Genomic DNA, 18047 nt, shown 5'->3' with positions numbered 1-18047 from the left:
TTTCCACGCGGTGTACGCCTGCGCATGCGCTACTACTTCTCCTGGGTAGGAGCGCCACCGGCCGCCAGCAGGCGTTGTGCCAGGATGTGGGCGCGCGCGGCCAGTTCGGGCGGGTCCAGGACCTCGAATTCGTGGCCCAGTAGTGCCACGTGCATCAGCACGTAGTCGAGATTGTCTGCGCCGCTGCGTATTTCGCATCGGTCGTGCGCGCGTGGCAGGACTACCGCGGCGGCCGCGGGTATCCGGGTGCGCACGGTGTCGGCCGGGGCGTGCACCAGGAATCGCGCCCGGTGCGGGTAGACGCGGCTGGCGATGCCTTCCTGGACGTATTGGGCCGCGTCGGGGGCGGGGCGGGCGCGGAAGTGCCAGGTGCGGGCGGCGACCCGGGTCATGCGGTCGACGCGGAAGGTCCGCCAGTCGTCGCGGTCGAGGTCGAAGGCCAGCAGGTACCAGCGCCGGTCGGAGGCCACGAGGCGGTAGGGCTCGACCCGGCGCCGCCCGAGCGAGCCCGCCGACGGGTAGTCGAATCCGGTCTCGACCTCGTCGCGGCAGGCTCGGGCCAGGGTCATCAGTGCCTCGGGGTCCACCGGTTCGCGGTCGGTGCCGAAGGATTCCACCGATCCGGCCAGTGCTCGTACCTCGTGCCGAAGTCGTTGTGGCAGTACGCGATCGAGTTTGGTCAGCGCGCGCAGCGCGGCGTCGTCGGGGACCGCGCGCCCGGCGCCGACCAGCAGCGCGACCGCGGTGGCGATCGCTTCCCGGTCGTCCAGCAGCAGGGGCGGCAGCTCCTGTCCGGCGCCGAGCCGGTAGCCGCCGCCGGTGCCCTGGCAGGCGTGTACCGGATAGCCCAGCGCGCGCAGCCGCTCGACGTCGCGCCGCACCGTGCGCGTGGTGACCGCGAGCCGGTCGGCGAGCTCGGGGCCGGTCCACATCGGACGCTGCTGCAACAGCCCCAGCAGGGTCAGCACCCGCTCGGTGGTGTCCCGTTCCCGTCGGCCCGCGTCCATGGGTTCAGCGTGCCAGAGATAGCGGACCGATCCTGTCCGCATGGCGTGCGAGAGTGGCGCCATGGATACCGAACTGGACTGGAACCGGGAGCTGCGCGAGCAGTGGGAGCTCCACTGGAACGATCAGGTGCGCGCCCGGCTGGCGGGGCTGACCGACGAGGAGTACTTCTGGTCTCCGGTACCGCAACCGTGGACTGTGAGCCCGCGCGGCGCCTCGAGTGCGCCCATTCAGGCCGGAAGCGGCGAGTTCACCATCGATTTCGCGTTCCCGCAGCCGGATCCGGCGCCCTTCACCACGATCGCCTGGCGCCTGGGGCACGTCATCGTCGGCGTGCTGGCCATGCGTAACGCGACGCATTTCGGCGCGCCCGCCGCGTCGTACGAGACCTGGAACTACGCGGGTACCGCGGCGCAGGCGCTCGAGCAGCTCGACACCCAGCTCGAGCTGTGGCTGCGCGGGGTACGGGCCCTGGGCCGGGAGGGGCTGGCGGTCCCGCTCGGTGCGACGGAGCCGGCCTTTGCCGACGCACCGATGGCGAGTCTTGTGCTGAACATTCATCGCGAGCTGATCCACCACCTGTCCGAGGTCGCCCTGCTGCGCGATCTGTACCTGCACACCCACGGGGCAGCCCGATGACCCGCCACATCCAGATCACCTTCGACGCCCACGACCCTCGCGCATTGTCGATTTTCTGGCGCGAGGCGCTGGGCTACGTCCACCCCGGCCCGCCCGGGGTGAACCTGCCCGCCGGCGCGGACCCGCTGGCGGCCTGGGACGAGTTCCTGGTGGGTCTGGGTGTTCCGCCCGAGGCCCGCAACACCCGCTCGGCGATCGAGGATCCCGGCGGGGCGGGCCCGCGCGTGTTCTTCCAGCAGGTTCCCGAGGACAAGGTCGCCAAGAACCGCGTCCACCTCGACGTCCGTGCGGCACCGGGCCTGCGGGGCGCCGAACGGATGGCCGCGCTCGAGGCCGAATGCGACCGCCTGGTCGCGCTCGGCGCCACACGGGTCCGCCGCGAGGATCCCCAACCGCCGATGAGCGCGGGTCACATCGTGATGACCGACCCCGAGGGCAACGAGTTCTGCCTGGACTGACAACTCCGCCCGGCCCGGTGACATGAAATCGGTTGCAGCGGCGGCGAATTCGGTTGCAGTGCCGGTCGGCCGAAACGACGGTGCCCCCGAACCCGTGCGGTTCGGGGGCACCGTTCTACTGCAGCGCTCAGACCAGGTCGAAGCGGTCCAGATCCATCACCTTGACCCACGCGGCGACGAAGTCCTTGACAAACTTCTGCTTCGAGTCGTCCTCGGCGTAGACCTCGGCCAGGGCACGCAGCTGGGAGTTCGAGCCGAACACCAGATCCACGCGGGTGCCGGTCCACTTCAGCTCGCCGGTGGCGCGGTCCTTGCCCAGGTAGGTGCCGTCATCGGCGGGCGCGGGCTCCCACTGGGTGCCCATGTCGAGCAGGTTCACGAAGAAGTCCGTGCTCAGGGTGCCCGGGTTCGCGGTGAACACGCCGTGCGCGGTCTGCTTGTGGTTCGCGCCCAGCACCCGCAGGCCACCGACCAGCACGGTCAGCTCGGGCGCGGACAGGGTCAGCAGGTTCGCCCGGTCGACCAGCTGGTACTCCGCCGGGAGGCGCGAGCCCTTGCCCTGGTAGTTGCGGAAGCCATCCGCGGCGGGCTCGAGCGCGGAGAAGGACTCCACGTCGGTCTGCTCCTGGATGGCATCGCCGCGGCCCGCGTGGAAGGGCACCTCGACCGCGAAACCCGCGTCCTGGGCGGCCTTTTCGACCGCCGCGGAACCCGCGAGCACCACCAGGTCGGCGAAGGAGATCTGCTTGCCGCCCGCCGCCGAGGCGTTGAACGCGTCGCGGATGCCCTCGAGCACCCGGACCACCTGCGCGAGCTCGTCGGGCTCGTTGACCTCCCAGCCGGCCTGCGGCTGCAGCCGGATCCGGCCGCCGTTCGCGCCGCCGCGCTTGTCGCTGCCGCGGAACGACGAGGCCGCGGCCCACGCGGTCGACACCAGCTGCGCCACGGTCAGACCCGACTCGAGCACCTTGGCCTTGAGCGCGGCCACATCCGCGGCGTCGACCAGCGCGTGGTCCACGGCCGGGATCGGGTCCTGCCACAGCAGCGTCTCGGCCGGAACCTCGGCGCCCAGGTACCGGACCTTCGGGCCCATGTCACGGTGGGTGAGCTTGTACCAGGCCTTGGCGAACTCGTCCGCGAGTTCCTGCGGGTTGTTCAGCCAGCGGCTGGTGATCTCCTTGTAGATCGGATCCTCGCGCAGCGACAGGTCCGTGGTCAGCATTGTCGGCGCGTGGGTCACGCCCGCGACGTGCGCGTCCGCGACGGTGCCCGCGCCGGCGCCGTCCTTGGGCTTCCACTGCCAGGCGCCGGCGGGGGACTTCCCGAGCTCCCACTCGTAGCCGTACAGGATCTCGAGGAACGTGTTGTCCCACTTGGTGGGTGTGGTCGTCCAGATGCCCTCGAGGCCCGAGGTGATCGCGTCCTTGCCGACACCGGTGCCCTGGGGGTTCTTCCAGCCCAGGCCCTGCTCCTCGAGCGGGGCGGCCTCGGGCTCGGGGCCGACCAGCTCGGCATTGGCGTTGCCGTGGGTCTTGCCGAAGGTGTGCCCGCCCACGATCAGCGCAGCGGTCTCGACATCGTTCATTGCCATCCGGCGGAAGGTCTCACGGATGTCGACCGCGGCCTTCATCGGATCCGGGTTGCCGTTGGGGCCCTCGGGGTTGACGTAGATCAGACCCATCTGCACCGCCGCGAGGGGGTTCTCGAGGTCGCGCTGGCCGCTGTACCGCTCGTCGCCGAGCCAGGTCTGCTCGGGACCCCAGTACACGTCCTCCTCGGGCTCCCACTGGTCCACGCGCCCGCCGCCGACCAACCCCAAACCGATGCCCGAGGTACCGCCCGCCAGAAAGATCGTATTGCCCGTCGTCTTCATCTCATCACTCCTTGTGTCGGTTCGATACCTCCACACTCCGACAACCCCCGACCGACAACCAGGCCCACCGTAACCACTGCTCGCCGAGCAGTGGTTGCGGCCGCACGATCCTGAACAATGGGGGACATGGACTACCAGGAACTATCCGACTTCCTGCGTAAACGACGCGAAGTACTGCAACCCGAAGACGTCGGCCTCCCACGCGGCCGCCGCCGACGCACCCCCGGCCTGCGCCGCGAAGAGGTCGCCACCCTCGCGATGATGTCCGCCGACTACTACAGCCGACTCGAGGGCGGACGCGGACCGCAACCCTCCGAGGAAATCCTCGCCGCCATCGCCCGCGCCCTGCGACTCACCGTCGACGAACGCGACCACCTGTTCGTCCTGGCCCAACGCGGCACCCCACCCCGCGCCACCCGCCTCGACCACGTCAACCCCGGCCTGCTGCGCATCCTGGACCGCATCGGCGAGGACACCCCCGCCCTGGTCCTGAACCGGCTCGGCGAAACCCTCGCCCAGAACCCCGTCCACATCGCATTCGACGGCGAACAAACCAACTTCGAAGGCCTCCAACGCAGCGGCATCTACCGCTGGTTCGCCGACGAAAGCTCTCGCGCCCTCTACGCCGACCACGAACAACCGATCCACAGCAGAGTCCTGGTCTCCGGACTGCGCTCGGTATACGCCGTCGACGGACCGGACTCACGCGCCGGCGCCATCGTCCGCGCACTCCAGCAGACCAGCCCGGAGTTCACCCGCCTCTGGGACGCACACGAGGTCGGCATCCGGCACACCCGCACCAAACACTTCCGCCACCCCGTCGTCGGCGACCTCGAACTGTACTGCCAACTCCTCGACGACCCCGACCAACAGCAGACCCTGCTCGTCTTCACCGCCGGCCCCGGCACCGAAAGCGCCGAAAAACTCCGCCTGCTCTCGGTGATCGGCAGCCAGCAACTGACCCCACCCAGCGCCACACACTGACACGCACTACGCCGCGGCCCGAACCTCCGACTGCGAAACCGCCACCCGCGCACGCGGTTTGCGCCGCGAGATCCCGACCCCGACCAGGCAGGCCACGCCCCCGACGAACGCCCACGCCGAGGGGACCTCACCCAGCAGCAGCCACGACATCAGCGTGGACACCGCCGGCACCGCATACGTACTTGCGGTCAGCCGACCCGCATCGGTGCGCCTCAACGCGAACGACCACGTCGTGAAACCCACTGCGGTGGGGAACAATCCGAGATACACACCATCGATCACCGTCCGCGCGGGCGCAACGGCCAACTCGTGCACCAACTGCGGGGCCCAGGGGAGTAGCACCACCGTGCCGATCACACAGCCCAGCCAGATCGCCGTCAGCGGATCCACGTGCCGCAGCGCGGGCTTCTGCACCAGCACTCCCGCCGCGTACAACACCGCCGCGGCCAGACACAACCCCAGACCCAGGTAGTCGCGGTGACCGCCACCGCCCCCCAGACCGATCACCGCCACACCGGCCAGCGAAATCAGCGCGCCGATCACCAGCCAACGAGTCAGCTTCTCCCCGAACAGCGCCGCCGCCCCGAACGCCACCATCAGCGGCGCCAGATTCACCAGCAACGCCGCTGTCCCGGCATCCATATGACGCTCGGCAGTATTGAGCGCCACGGTATATCCCGCCAGCCACAACACCGCGTACGCCGCGACCAGTAGTAACGGCTTCGGCGCCCGCGGCACGTGACTGAAACGACCCGTGCGAGCCAGCATCGGCACGGTCAGCGCCACCGCCGCCACCACCAACCGCAGCAACGCCATCGGCGCGGGGGACAGCCGAGGCCCCGCATCACGAATGGCAACGAATGCCGACGCCCACAGCACGACCGACACGGCGGCGGCCGCGGCACTGGGGTAATCGACACCGGCGGGCAGCAGCCGAGGGCGGGAGGGACTCACCTCAGCGATGATCGCGGCGTCGGCCGGCAGGCCGCAAGCGAGATTCGGACCTGGCGTTGGGGCGGTGGGGGATTCGTGCGTCACCCGACCATCGTCACCGCCCGAACCGAACAGGACAAGCGAATAATTCTCTATAACCCTTAAGCAATTCTGTATGATCGACGCATGCTCGACCTCGCACACCTGCGACTGCTGCGCACCGTCGTCGCGACCGGATCCCTGCGGGCCAGCGCCGAGACACTCGGCTACACCTCCTCGGCGGCCAGCCAGCAGCTCGCGGCCCTGCAACGACAGACCGGCCTGCAACTGGTCGAACGGGTAGGCCGCGGACTCGAACCCACCGCCGCCGGCCGCGCACTGGCCACCGAGTCCGCCAACCTCCTCGACGAGATGGGGCGCGTCGAGGGCGTCATCAAGGACCTGCGGGCCGGGCGGCTCGGCAGCATCTCGATCGGATACGTCGCCTCCGTCAGCGCCACCTGGCTGCCACCCCTCATCGAGACCCTCCGCACGGAATTCCCGGCCCTACGCCTGGACCTGCGCCTCATCGAAGTCGCCGACGGTCAGCACGACATCGAGATCTACATCGAGAACCCCGCCGAACCACCACCACCCAGCGCCCACCTCCGCCGCCTGGCCGCCGACCCGTACGTCGTGGCACTCCGACGCGACGACCCCCTCGCCGCGGCCCCCGCGGTACCGCTGGCCGAGCTGGGGGAGCGCGCCTGGATCGACAACGAACCCAGCGACGGCCCCTGCCGCCGCATCCTCCTGGACGCCTGCGCCCAAGCCGACATCACCCCGAATTTCCAGGTCCAAACCCCCGACTACCGCACCGCCCTGTCCCTGGTGGCCACCGGCATCGGAATCACGGTGATCCCGCGCCTCGCAGCAGTAGACCCACCCGCCGGAGTCCGCATCCTCCCACTGACCAACCCCACTCCAACCCGCCACGTCGGACTAGCGATCCGCGCCGCAGCCGCCACCAACCCAGCCGTCCGCCGAGCCGCGGAACTGCTGAAGGCGGTGGCGTCCGCTCCGGTGAATCACCCGGCCTCTAGGTAGGGTTGGCTCCTATGAGCGAGGCATACGACTGGACCTGGCTGCGCACCGTACCCGAGATCGACATGGACACGTATCTTGCGATGCCCGTGGAGGTATCGCGGACGATCGAGGTCAAAGACGGGTTCCCGGTTGTCTGCGAATCGCCCTCGACAAACCACATCGCGATCACCTCGGCGATCGAGCAAGCCATGCGCGGCGCGGTCCGCAAGCGGCAACCGCATGAACCCTGCCTGAAGGCCAGCCGCGAGGTGGACATGCTGGTATCCGAGGTGCCATTCAACTTCCGGACTCCCGATGTCATCGTCTACCGGTGCATCGAAGAGCCGCGAGGCAAGTGGAAGACCAAGCCCACGGCTGCCGACACGGTGCTCGCCGTCGAGGTCGTATCCCCGGGCACTGTCACCGCGGACTGTGTCGACAAACGCGCAGAATATGCGCGTCTGGGGATCGAGCAATATTGGATCGTGCGCATGGAGAACAACAACGGTCGCGTCAAGTCGATCGAGGTGCTCCGGCTCAACAGCGAGGGAAAGTACGTTACCGAGAGTCGTTTTCGATCCCACGACAGCATCACCGCCGTCGCGATCACCGACCCGCTCGATGTCACGGTCACCTGGCAGGAGCTCGATGCCGATCTCGACTGAGAATGGACTCGGTCCGTCCGCGGCGCATCGGCGTTAACCGCACTCGCGCGTGACTGTCCGGTCGCACTGCAGTTGGCAACAGTGACCTGCGGATTGCCAAGTGTACTGCGACGGATTGAAGCCAATTTGTCGCAAGATATCTGGCAAACCCGGAGGGTGTCGCAGAGTATCTGGCAATTCCGGAGGCGAATCCCCCGGTGAGTCTGGACGCCTGCCAACGTCCCCTCAGGACACGAATCATCACGGTGCCGAGTTCGATGCGAATCTCTGCGCGCCTGAGGGTTTCGTTCAGCACCATTCACTGAAGATCGGGGGCCGGATCCCCTCACGACCCGTCAGACCCGGCCGCGGACGAGGTCGATCAACCGTCCGAGCACGTGATCGCCCGACGCGCGCAGGCCGTTGTGCTCGTACTCGTTGGTGATCCACGGCCGCAGCGTCGGGATCAACCGCGCGGTCTCCTCGGAAAACATCCGCTCGACGTACATGTCGTTGGCGTAGATCGCGGCCGCCGCCGGGACCGTGCACTCGCGCAGCACATCGGCGTCATACAGCCGCGGCCACTCGTGTGCGGCGAGCAGCTCGGCGGTCTCCTTCATCGGCCGGAGACCGTGGAAGTCGTCGAAGAGCCAGGGGAACACGTGCTCTCCGGTGAACAACGTCCGGTCGGTGCGGAACTCATCCGGCAGCACGCGCTCGGCAGACCAGCGGGTGGCGAATCCGTCGGAGTAGGACGACTCGTGGATCACCGAGTACAGCGGATTGCGCGCGGTGAACGGCAGCGAGTTGGCGACGTCGTGCGCGAAGGCCGGGGACTTCGGGTCGCGTTCGAGCAGGTAATGCAGCGCCTCCTCGCCGCCGCTGGCACCGAGGACGTACCCGAGCTGCTGGAACAGCCGAGCGGTGAGCGGACTGCCGTCGGGCAGGACGACGGCCCCGTCGTCGAGCATCGGCAGCAGCGCCTCGACCCGGCCCCGATCGCCCGGATAGCGGAGGTAGTACTGGCGGTTGCGCTCGATCAGGTTGGCGAACGTCGCGGTGTAGACCTCGTCGGGATGCCGCGCGATCGGCGGCAGCCCGCCGGTGAAGAAGGCCTCGGCCAGGCCTTCTGGAGCGTGGGAAAGGTATGCGAGCGTGCAAAACCCGCCGAACGACTGCCCGAGCACGCTCCACTTCTCGATGCCCAGCTGCCGCCGCACGAACTCCGCGTCGCGGACGATCGCGTCGGCGCGGAAGTGGGTGAGGTATTCGGCCTGCGCGGCCGGAGTGCCAGACAACGTGCCGACCGGCGTGGACCGTCCGGTGCCGCGCTGGTCGAGCATCAGCACCCGGTACTCCTGCAACGCCCGCGGCAGCCAGCTCGGCGCCCCGCGCGACGGCCGCGGCGCCTCGTGCCCGGGCCCGCCTTGGAGGTAGACGAGGAGCGGCCGGTCGAGCCCGTCCGGATCGGCGATCTCCCGAGCGAAGGCGGTGATCTTCGGGCCGTCAGGGCGGGAATGGTCGAGGGGGACGGAGAACTCGTGCTCGGTGAGCACCAGGCCGGGGATGCGCACACTGGTTGCCATACGGGCGATTCAACCAGAACGGGCGCCGGGGTGACCACGAGACCAGTGCTGCGAGCACACCGAGCACTGCCGCCGCCAGCGACTGGTCAGTCGTGATCAGCGACAGCCGGATAGTGCCTGGACGAAACGTGAACCGTAACAAGACGAGAAAACCTTGCCCCGCGACGTATCCCGGCCCCGATAATGGTGATCGCCGCCCGCATGTGCTGTTGCTGGTGCTCGCGGACCGGGCCTGCCAGCAGATTCAGACTCTCCTCGTCCAACGCGACGTGGTCCGGGTGATTCTCCGCAGTAGAGCCCTGGACGTCGCTCCGTCTCCTGAGGCTCAGGGCAGTACGGACAGCAACGGATGTTTTCCACGTCACCGAATTTTCTGACCTTCCAGGGGAGATACTCTGTCTAACAGCCGAATTCGTCAACAGCGAGTGCTCGCGAGAAGGGCTGACCAGAACTCACCTGCGTCACAGGCCGTGATCGTCGATGACGCTGTCGAGCGGTGGCCACTGGTCGTACCTGCGTGCAGCGTGGCTTGGCTGAACTCGGGTTAGCGCAGCGACGTCGGCGGGCGCGCCGACGTCGAACATCCAGGCGGCCCTGCCCGCGCGCAGGCTGTTCCTGCGCAGTGGCGGGCATCCGGCCTTCGCGGCGCGGCCGATGACAATCCGGGCGATCGAATAGTCGGTGAGTGGGTCAGAGGAGGACGGAAGCCCTGAGGTGGCCCGGGACGAGGACCCCTGTACCGCAATGGATTACTACGGATGACCATCCTGTATTCGGCGTTATGGTGCGTTCGTGGGGACACACCGAAGCGACCGGACATGCTCGCCGACGACGTCAGATTTCGCCGATGCCAACAGCTCTCGGCCGCACCGCCCGACGCCGGAATTCGCAGACAACCGCCGTCGGGATTCACCAGCGCAGCTAATAGTGGGTTCCCGAGTGGCCGGACGCGAGTTGAGCTGGTGAGCTGGCCCTGCGAGGGTGTAGGGCATGACGACATTTCTGCCGGCTACGTCGGCCGTCCCGGTGGTCCGTACCGACTTCTCCGACGACGCGGCCTGGGAGCAGGTGCAGGCCGGGATCAGCTGGGTGACACCGGACGAGTTCACGGCCGACGTGACCTTTGTCGACGACCGGACGTTCGCCGGCTTGCCGGTCGCTGATCTACTGGAGCGCCTGCCGGACGGCGGCGGGCACGCGTTGCTGCTGGTCGTCGATGAGACCACAATTCGATCCTCCGAACACCCGGTTCTGGTCGTGGATCTAGGCTCGGAGCCGGCCCCGGGCCATGACTGGCCGGGCCAGCCCGCCGGGCGATCGTTCCGGGCCCTTCCGCACACGATCCAGGAGATCGAAAACAACCTCTCGATCGCCAACATGGATTGGGAGGACTTCGCCGACGGTATCGACGACGACGGCGTACGCCGGGAACACATGCTCTACGGTCGCGTCGAGGACTTGGCCGAGGACCAGGTCACCGAATAGTCGCGGATTGTCGGCCCGCCGACCCTGTCATTGCGCGAATCGAGCGCTCGGCCATCGGGTTTCGGCACGACTCCCGGTGGCCGCCTAGCGAGAACAGAGGCTGAGTCTGGTTCGCGGCTTGTTCGATGGCTCTGATCATCGGCGCGTTTTCCACGTCTGTGATGGCAGGCATGGACGCCACCTGGGTAGTCGAACGCCGTCTGCTCGGCGTTCCTGCAGTAACGGCGCAGAAAGCAACGAAGCTCGGGTAGCTGCTGATCCGCCGTGGTGCGACCGAGTTGGGCTGCGGGGCAGTGGGGTTGGTACTTGGCTGGACTTCTGATGTAGTTGGGCGGCTGGCCGGAGGTTGGGGTTCATGGCGACGCGGTTGTTCGCGGATGGGGAACTGGAGCGTCTGCGGGAGTTCCCCGAGATCAGCCGGGATGAGCTGTTCCGGTTCTTCACGCTGGCCCCGGCGGATCTGGCGTTCATCGCTCCACAGGGCCGTGGTGCTGGGGTGCGTCTCGGGCTGGCGGTGGCGGTGTGCACGCTGCCCTGGTTGGGGTTCGTGCCGGACAACGTAGCCGGTGCGCTGGCGGTGGCCCGGTTGGCGGATCAGCTGGGTGTGGACGCGGCGTTGATCCGTTCGTATGGCAAGCGCGCCCAGACCCGCACTGAGCATCTGCGCCTGGCCGCGCATTATCTGGGCTGGCGGCAGGCCGGGCCGAGCGAGCCGAAGGAACTCGACGAGTTCCTGCCGGCACGGGCGATGGAACACGGTCCCGCACCGCGATCGACCGGCTGATCTCCCGCCGCGACGTGCATGTGCGGGAGAAGGCGCTGTGGCGGATGCTGTACGAAACCTGCGCCCGCACAGAGTTCGTCACCCACCGGCGACCGGGGCCCGGCAAGTACCTCGCCGACCGGGACGTGTGCCCCGACACCGGGCTGGCCCGGCTGTCCTACGACCAGGCCCGCGACCTGCTCGACGCCGCAACCGCCGTTGACGGTACCGGGACCGGATGGGACCTGCACGAGCTCCGGCACTCCGGGCTCACCCACCTCGGCGAGGCTGGCGCCAGCCTGCTGGAGCTGATGGCCAAGTCGCGGCATCGCAAGGCGGCGAACCTGCGCCGTTACTACAGGAACCCCATCAAGTGAGCATTCGAGAGAGCAGGATGCTCAGCGATCCAACCGGTGCTGGACGTAATCCGATTGGGCCGAACAGGCCTACTATTGCCACGTGGTAGCGGGAGATTGGTTGGCCCACATCCCATCGGCCACCGTAGGGCGACCCAAGATTTCAGGCACGGTCGTTGCCCGCCCAGCGGTGATCCGCATGTTCGAAACAGCCCTCGGCGGGCTGGTCGTGGTGCGCGCGCCGGCGGGATACGGGAAGACCACCGCAGTGGCACTGTGGGAGGACGCCGACAACCGTCCGTTCGCGTGGGTGCGTCTCGATCAACTCGACAACGATCCCGCACATCTCCTCCTGCACCTCGCAACTGCGATAAGCCAGGTCAAGCACGTCGACCCGGCTGTGCTCCGGTATCTACAAGGTGCCGGCCGTGCTACCGAAACCCAACTGGTGCCGGCTCTGGTTCAGGCGCTCGAGGTCTGTGGGCCGATTGTGCTGGTGCTCGACGACGTCCACGAGTTGTCGACGGGCATCGCCGTCGACACACTGCGGGCCGTGGTCGACACGGCCCCGGCGTCGACGACCATCGCGCTGCTGGGTCGGCATGCGCCGCCGATCGACCTGGCGCGACGCCGACTGCAGGGGCTCGTCGTCGAGATCGGAATCCCAGAGCTGAAGTTGTCCGCCACCGAAGGAGTTGCCGCGTTCGCGGCGGTCGGCGGCAGCATCGACGAGGCAACCGTCGCGCGAGTGCTCGACAAGTGCGAAGGCTGGGTCGCCGGTGTGATCATGGCGGCATTGGCACTGCGGGAAGGTGCAACCGCGGACGCCTTCACCGGTCGTCACCGGCTGGTAGCCAACTACCTGGTCGAGGAGGTACTCGGTCGGCTCGATTCTGCGTCCGCCACGTTCCTCATGGAATCGGCAATGCTGGATCGATTCTGCGCGCAGGATCTCAACGCCCTGCTGCAGCGCGACGATTCCGCAGCGATGCTCGACGCAATCACCAGGTCAGGCAATCTGTTTCTCATTTCCATCGACAGTCAAGGGATCTGGTATCGCTACCACCAGTTGTTCGGCGACCTGTTGCGCGCGCGACTGCGGGACCGGGATCCCGACAGATTTCGAACGCTGGCGACCAAGGCCGCAGATCGGCTCGCGAGCACAGGCGACATCGACGGCGCGCTGGCGCAGGCACTGGCCGCCGACGACCAAGCACGGGTGGCCGCGCTCGTGGGCCGGGACGCCGTACGACTGGGCTTCGACGGTCGCGCCGGAATCCTGGTCCGGCGACTCAGCCTGATCCGCGAGCAGACATTCACCGACTATCCCGACAGCGCCATCGCACGGGCCTGGCTGGGCGTGACCACCGGTGACGCCGACCTGATCCAGCGCTCGCTGTTGAGTGCGAGCCGCGCCGACCGCGGCGAGCCGCTCTCCGACGGGACGCCGTCGGTCAAGGTGTCGGCGGCCTTGATCGGTTCGATGGTCGGTGTCGGTGGCGTGCTGGAGGTCGTTCGGCACGCCGACACCGTGTGCGAAGCCGGCGATCACCTGGTCAACCCGTGGTGGGGGGCGGCCACCACCATGAAGGGTGTCGCACTGTCCATGATGGGCGAGCATCAGCGGGCACGGACGACACTGGAGGCCGCTCTGCCGGTGATCGAGGACCTGCCCGGCTTCCAAGCCGCCGCACTCGCGCATCTCGCCGTACTGGATCTGGAAGAGGGCGATCTGCCGACAGCCGTGCAGCACAGTACCGCCGCCCGCGCGATTGCCGACTCGAGGGACCTGTGCGACCTCGTCCCGATGGTGGTGGTCTACGCGGTCGACGGCCTGGTCCGTGCCCGGCACGGCGACGCACCCGGGGCGAAGGCGGCCATGCACCAGGCCGAGCGACTCCTCGGGCGACTCGGCGATCTGTCCGCCCGCACCGCCATGCTGGGACACGTGCTGGTGGCCGCGGCCGCCATCGAGGTCGACGACAGCGAGCTGTGCAACCACCACCTGGACGCAGCCCAACAGGCCTATCGGCGCGAGCCGGACGCGGCCGGCGTGCGACGCTGGCTCGACCAGACCCGCGACCTGTCTGCTACCCGGGCGGCACGCGGACTGCGGCCGTCCCTGACCCCGGCCGAGCTGCGGCTACTGCCGTACCTGGCAACGCACCTGTCGTTGCAGCACATCGCCGACGGGCTGACCATCAGCCGGGAAACCGTCAAGAGCCAGGCGAAGTCGATCTACCGCAAGCTCGACGTCTCCTCCCGCGCCGCCGCGGTGGCCGAGGCCGGCCGACTCGGCCTCCTCGACCACCGCTGAGCCAAGTCAGCGCCGCCGCGGTGGCCGAGGCCGGCCGACTCGGCCTCCTCGACCACCGCTGAGCCAAGTCAGCGCCGCCGCGCGAGCAGGCGAGCCAATGGCAGCAGCAGCAGGAAATCAACGATCAAGACGACGGTAATCATCACGACAACCTTCGGGTCGTGAAAGTTCTGCCCGGCCACCACGAATGCTGCAGCTGTGTTTCTCTGCGCCGTCCCCAGCGCCAGCACCCCCCGCGTGCCCGCCCCGGGGCCGCCGACGAACCAACCGATCCCGGTGCAGGTCACCGTATACACAACGGCGGCCAGGATCCCGAACGTGCCGAACACCGACAGCACGCTCGTGAAGTGCCCGGCCAGCGTCAACACCACTACGAGGATCATGCTGACGGTGGAGATCCGCCCGAGCACGGGTCGGATACGGCCTGCGGCGGCCTGGCGGCGGGCTCGCAACGCGAGGCCCGCCGCCAGCGGGATGAGCATCAGGACCACCAGCGACGCCGCGATCCTCGCGGGGTTCACAGCCGTCCCCTTGACGAAGAACGGCAGGACCAGCGGCACGAAACCCACGGTGATGACCATCAGCAGCACCATCAGGCCCACAGCGAAGGCCAGGTCGGCCTTGGCGAACTCCGCGAGCTTGATCAGGAACGGTGCGCCCGCCGCCAGGCCGCACACCAGCAGGCCGACTCCGAGCGGCTGCTCGAGGCCGAGTGCCCACCACAGCCCGAGCGCTACCAAGGGCGCCACCACGAAGTTCGCGGCCAGCGACAGCACAACCAACCGAACGTTCCCGAGCGGAGCCAAGATCTGGCCGACGGTCAGGCCCAGGCCAACACTGAGAGTGCTCGACACAACGAAGACGACGACCGCAATGTTCGAGCCCTGGACCAGAAGTTCGTTCACGGCATTGTGACGAGGTTGCGCCAGAAGAACTTCAGGCTGTCGGTGCCGCCGAACAGGGTGGTGAAATGCGTCGAGTCGGCGAGCACGATGTCACCTGCCCGGTCACCGGCAGGCGGCATCCAGACCAGCGCATTGAACTCCGAGTTGCCCGCCATGGTGAAAGGATGCGGCCTGGTCGGGTCGACGCGCTGACGGCCCAGGACCCGCAGATTCGCGCTCTCCGGTGCGGTGAGCTCGTAGTGGGGTAGGTGCGGGTGGAAGTTCAGCGTGGTGACATCGGTGAGCAACCTGGGTGTGTCGAGATCATGGAAGGCGGTCAGCGGCGCGATCTGTTTGGTGCCTTCAACCACAGCGGGCCGCAGCCCCCACTTGTTGTGCACCGGCACGTCCAGGGCGGCCATCAGGGACCGGGTGTACTCGCCGAACCGTTGCTGCCGTGGCACCAACGCGTCTCCATGATGCAGGTACTCCATCTGGCGCTGGTCCAGGTCATCGGTGAATCCGACATCGTGGTGCGGCGCCAGCAACAGACAGGTCCCCTCACGGCGAAGCCACTGCTTGATCGCGGCGATCTCGTCGGCCCCAGCGCGCTCGTCCGCGGCCAGATGGTCCAGACCGAACACCATCAGGGTGTCGGTGTCGGCCAGGACCCGCTCGTCGATGGGCTGTCGATACCCCGCCTGGTCGACTCGCTGGAAGACCCCGACAGGATGGCCGGTCACCTGCCCAGCCAGTTCCTGAAACGCCAACGTAGAGCGGTGAAACAGCTCCAGCGTGCCCGCGATGCCCTGCAGGAAATTGGCAGCCTCGTACTCCGGGGTCTCATAGACAGGCCACGCCACCCGGCGGACTTCGGTGATGGTGGAGAACCGGTTGTCCAGCGCCGTCAGGTCGCGCTGGGCCTCCCAGGGATAGCTCCACGTCCAGTAGATACTGACCCGTCGGCCGCCGGTATGTGGACGGGCGATGTGGGCCTGGTTGTAGGTGCGGGCGAACGCAGTCATGGTGACTCCTAGTGTTCGGGGTTGACGTCAAGGGCGGCTAGGTAACGCAGGGCTCGCAGGCCGGGCAGGAAGAAATACGCCCCGCCCCGCAGTGTGGTGAAGGCCGGTAAACTCCTGTGCACCTGCCGAATCGGCTTCTCGGGGATCTTGAATTCCAACGAACCGTCCTGGGTTCCGCAGATCGGATCGCGCTCGTTGCCCAGCTCGTGGAACGACGTGTCGTTGATCCAGACGTTCTGAGCGAATTCGAACTGGCGCAGCGGGCTGGCACCGATCAGGAACATCCCGATACCACGCTCGACCCCGTCATCGGCGACGTTTTCGGGCAGCGCCGGTCCGTAGGTACTGCTGCGCCGGATCATCCTGTGGCGGTTGATGTTCGGTGCGGTGTCACGTGGGTTGAGCCGGCGGGCATGGGCACCGAGTGGGCAGGCATAGCCGTGCGGGTCCATCTCGCCGTAGTTGAAATCGTTGTTGCGCACAGGGTCTGCGCCCAACTCCGGATCGTCGCGTTCCGGTGCCAGGACCAGCGGCGCCCCACTACGCCACCGGCCCATGAACTTCGCGGCCAGCAGCTCCTGCCCCTCGGGGGTGTCGGCCTGCTCCCGCAGATAATCCCGGAAGCGCCCCACGTGTTCCTCCAGCCTGCGATAGGCCAGGTAACTCCCATTACGCGACAGCACTTCGGGTGCAGGGAGTGCCGTAACCCCCTCCTCGTCTGGATATCCGAGGATGAACTCGCCGGGCTCCAGCGGTTCGCCGGACCCCGGGGTGGGTTGCGCGCCGGAACCTTTCATGGCCGGCTGGGACACCGGGTCGCGGTACCCGAAGTGATCGTGTTCGTAGTCGAACGGTGGGGTAGCGCTCACCTCGAGGTGCGACAGCGACCGCACGCCATCGCAGCGAGCCAGCAGTTCATCGTGTTCATCGACACACCTGCGGCGTTCGTCCTCGTCCCGGGCAAACAGGATGACGATCGCATGCAGATTGTCGCCGGCGACACCGCCGGTCCAATGCTCCGGCGCGTTCGCGCCGGTGTCCCCGAGGATGTCGGCGCGCGAGGCCATGCCCTCACGGAACTCGTCCGGGAATGTCGCCAGGGAATCTTCGTCGACACCCAGCGCACGCAGACCGTTCCAGGTGAAAGCCACCGTGGCCCAACTTCGCGATTCATCCAGTGTGCTGAGGACATCGGCCGCCGATTGCACGCGGTCCAGCAGTCCGGTCAGCCATGCCCGCCCGCCGGCGGCATCGTCGAATGTCAGGAATTCATAGCGCCCGGCCCGGGTCGGCGTTCGGGCGAGAAGTATGTGTTGGATATCAGTGAATTCGAGCTCCATCACTGCATTTGATCCAACATGTCGGAGAACGCTGCTTTGAGCCGCAGCGCCTTTTTGACCTCGTCGGCGGTGACGTACGGGTACTCGCCGTATTCCAGAAAGCTGGGCACCTGATGGTCGCGGACGAACATTATGAAAGCCTTGGGGTTTGTCCGCCAGTCCTCCGGAAATCCCTCCAGATGGGTGAACGCTGTGGTGATCCCCGTCATACTGAACAGCTTGACGGCGCCCTCTGTGTATTTATCGAAGTCGGTGTCGAAGATCCCCTGATACTGGAAGTGCAGCCCGGATCCGACATCGAACAACTGCCAGCGCAGATAATGCAGGCGCAGCGGCGCCAGCACGTCGGGTTGCGCAGCGACGGCGGCATCGAGTTGCTTTCCGTAGGCGCGGATGGCTTCCTCTCGGCCTTCCTTCACCTTGGCGATAATGTTGAATCCGTAGCACGCCGGAGTACGGGGATACGTCGGGCCGTACCGCCCCCGAGTGTATTCCACATAGCCTTCCTTCGGGATGGCCATGGCCGCCGGCTGAGACCAGACCTCATTATTATTTTCAGGCATTCTGAGCTCCTCTCGGATTTCCGACTGACTCATAGGTCCGACTTTAGGTGCGCACGAGCGACTCGGTCGTCACCCAAAATGGGGGAAGTCGGGAAAGCGGGGAGTGGTTTCGATCACTACTCCGCGA

The 18047-nt window shown here is 67.3% G+C and carries 15 protein-coding genes and 2 pseudogenes; 9 read left to right on the top strand and 8 right to left on the bottom strand.

The features are described from left to right. Positions 1 to 32: 32 nt before the first annotated feature. Positions 33 to 1007, bottom strand: a complete 975-nt coding sequence (locus ABH933_RS38050; protein ID WP_429425082.1) for a helix-turn-helix transcriptional regulator — start codon at positions 1005 to 1007, stop codon at positions 33 to 35. A 73-nt stretch (positions 1008 to 1080) separates the two neighbouring features. Between ABH933_RS38050 and ABH933_RS38045 the strand changes: the two genes are divergently transcribed. Together ABH933_RS38045 and ABH933_RS38040 are read left to right on the top strand one after the other, a co-directional pair. Further along, positions 1081 to 1644: a DinB family protein gene (locus tag ABH933_RS38045; protein WP_429425249.1), complete on the top strand. Its 564-nt coding sequence runs from the start codon at positions 1081 to 1083 to the stop codon at positions 1642 to 1644. Continuing rightward, positions 1641 to 2102, top strand: coding sequence for a VOC family protein (locus tag ABH933_RS38040; RefSeq protein ID WP_429425080.1), 462 nt, complete (start codon positions 1641 to 1643; stop codon positions 2100 to 2102). The genes ABH933_RS38045 and ABH933_RS38040 overlap by 4 nt, the downstream gene beginning before the upstream one ends. A gap of 127 nt (positions 2103 to 2229) precedes the next feature. Here ABH933_RS38040 and katG read toward each other — a convergent pair. Beyond that, positions 2230 to 3954, bottom strand: a pseudogene (katG, locus tag ABH933_RS38035) (catalase/peroxidase HPI); the annotation flags it as partial. Positions 3955 to 4101: 147 nt separating this feature from the next. Here katG and ABH933_RS38030 point away from each other — a divergent pair. Beyond that, a complete protein-coding gene (locus ABH933_RS38030) occupies positions 4102 to 4959 on the top strand; it encodes a helix-turn-helix transcriptional regulator (protein WP_429425067.1) in 858 nt (285 codons plus the stop codon). A 6-nt stretch (positions 4960 to 4965) separates the two neighbouring features. Here ABH933_RS38030 and ABH933_RS38025 read toward each other — a convergent pair whose 3' ends face one another. Beyond that, positions 4966 to 5997, bottom strand: coding sequence for a DMT family transporter (locus ABH933_RS38025; protein WP_429425065.1), 1032 nt, complete (start codon positions 5995 to 5997; stop codon positions 4966 to 4968). An 81-nt stretch (positions 5998 to 6078) separates the two neighbouring features. Between ABH933_RS38025 and ABH933_RS38020 the strand changes: the two genes are divergently transcribed. Together ABH933_RS38020 and ABH933_RS38015 are read left to right on the top strand one after the other, a co-directional pair. Then, entirely contained in the window at positions 6079 to 6978 is a 900-nt protein-coding gene (locus tag ABH933_RS38020) for a LysR family transcriptional regulator (RefSeq protein WP_429425063.1), read from the top strand. An 11-nt stretch (positions 6979 to 6989) separates the two neighbouring features. After that, positions 6990 to 7622, top strand: a complete 633-nt coding sequence (locus tag ABH933_RS38015) for a Uma2 family endonuclease (protein ID WP_429425061.1) — start codon at positions 6990 to 6992, stop codon at positions 7620 to 7622. A 335-nt stretch (positions 7623 to 7957) separates the two neighbouring features. Here the strand turns inward: ABH933_RS38015 and ABH933_RS38010 are convergent, their stop codons facing one another. Further along, positions 7958 to 9187: an alpha/beta fold hydrolase gene (locus tag ABH933_RS38010; RefSeq protein ID WP_429425059.1), complete on the bottom strand. Its 1230-nt coding sequence runs from the start codon at positions 9185 to 9187 to the stop codon at positions 7958 to 7960. Between the two features lie 990 nt (positions 9188 to 10177). Here ABH933_RS38010 and ABH933_RS38005 point away from each other — a divergent pair. The 4 genes and pseudogenes from ABH933_RS38005 (at position 10178) to ABH933_RS37990 (ending at position 14108) form a co-directional block, all read left to right on the top strand. Further along, positions 10178 to 10672 carry a DUF6924 domain-containing protein gene (locus ABH933_RS38005; protein WP_429425057.1) on the top strand — a complete coding sequence of 165 codons (495 nt, stop codon included), beginning with the start codon at positions 10178 to 10180 and terminating at the stop codon, positions 10670 to 10672. Positions 10673 to 11027: 355 nt separating this feature from the next. After that, a pseudogene (locus ABH933_RS38000) lies at positions 11028 to 11429 on the top strand (DUF4158 domain-containing protein); the annotation flags it as partial. 71 nt (positions 11430 to 11500) lie between these two features. Continuing rightward, complete coding sequence (locus ABH933_RS37995) at positions 11501 to 11812, top strand: hypothetical protein (protein WP_429425054.1); 312 nt, start codon at positions 11501 to 11503, stop codon at positions 11810 to 11812. 178 nt (positions 11813 to 11990) lie between these two features. Further along, positions 11991 to 14108, top strand: coding sequence for a LuxR C-terminal-related transcriptional regulator (locus tag ABH933_RS37990; RefSeq protein WP_429425052.1), 2118 nt, complete (start codon positions 11991 to 11993; stop codon positions 14106 to 14108). Positions 14109 to 14176: 68 nt separating this feature from the next. Here ABH933_RS37990 and ABH933_RS37985 read toward each other — a convergent pair whose 3' ends face one another. From ABH933_RS37985 to ABH933_RS37970, 4 genes are read right to left on the bottom strand one after another with little or no spacing between them, the layout of a single operon-like run. Beyond that, positions 14177 to 14962 (bottom strand): bile acid:sodium symporter family protein, encoded by a 786-nt coding sequence (locus tag ABH933_RS37985; protein ID WP_429425247.1) that lies wholly within the window; start codon positions 14960 to 14962, stop codon positions 14177 to 14179. A 47-nt stretch (positions 14963 to 15009) separates the two neighbouring features. Beyond that, entirely contained in the window at positions 15010 to 16017 is a 1008-nt protein-coding gene (locus ABH933_RS37980; protein ID WP_429425049.1) for a hypothetical protein, read from the bottom strand. 8 nt (positions 16018 to 16025) lie between these two features. Further along, positions 16026 to 17357, bottom strand: coding sequence for a Dyp-type peroxidase (locus tag ABH933_RS37975; RefSeq protein WP_429425047.1), 1332 nt, complete (start codon positions 17355 to 17357; stop codon positions 16026 to 16028). Beyond that, positions 17357 to 17920, bottom strand: coding sequence for a hypothetical protein (locus tag ABH933_RS37970; protein WP_429425045.1), 564 nt, complete (start codon positions 17918 to 17920; stop codon positions 17357 to 17359). Before ABH933_RS37970 ends, ABH933_RS37975 begins: the two co-directional genes overlap by 1 nt. Between the last annotated feature and the right edge of the window lie 127 nt (positions 17921 to 18047).

Origin of the sequence: Nocardia sp. GP40 (assembly GCF_050434125.1) — a bacterium.
GTDB classification, from domain to species: Bacteria; Actinomycetota; Actinomycetes; order Mycobacteriales; family Mycobacteriaceae; genus Nocardia; species Nocardia albiluteola.
The sequence above is the reverse complement of the archived record's forward strand: the minus strand, read 5'-3'. Positions and strand labels throughout refer to the sequence as shown.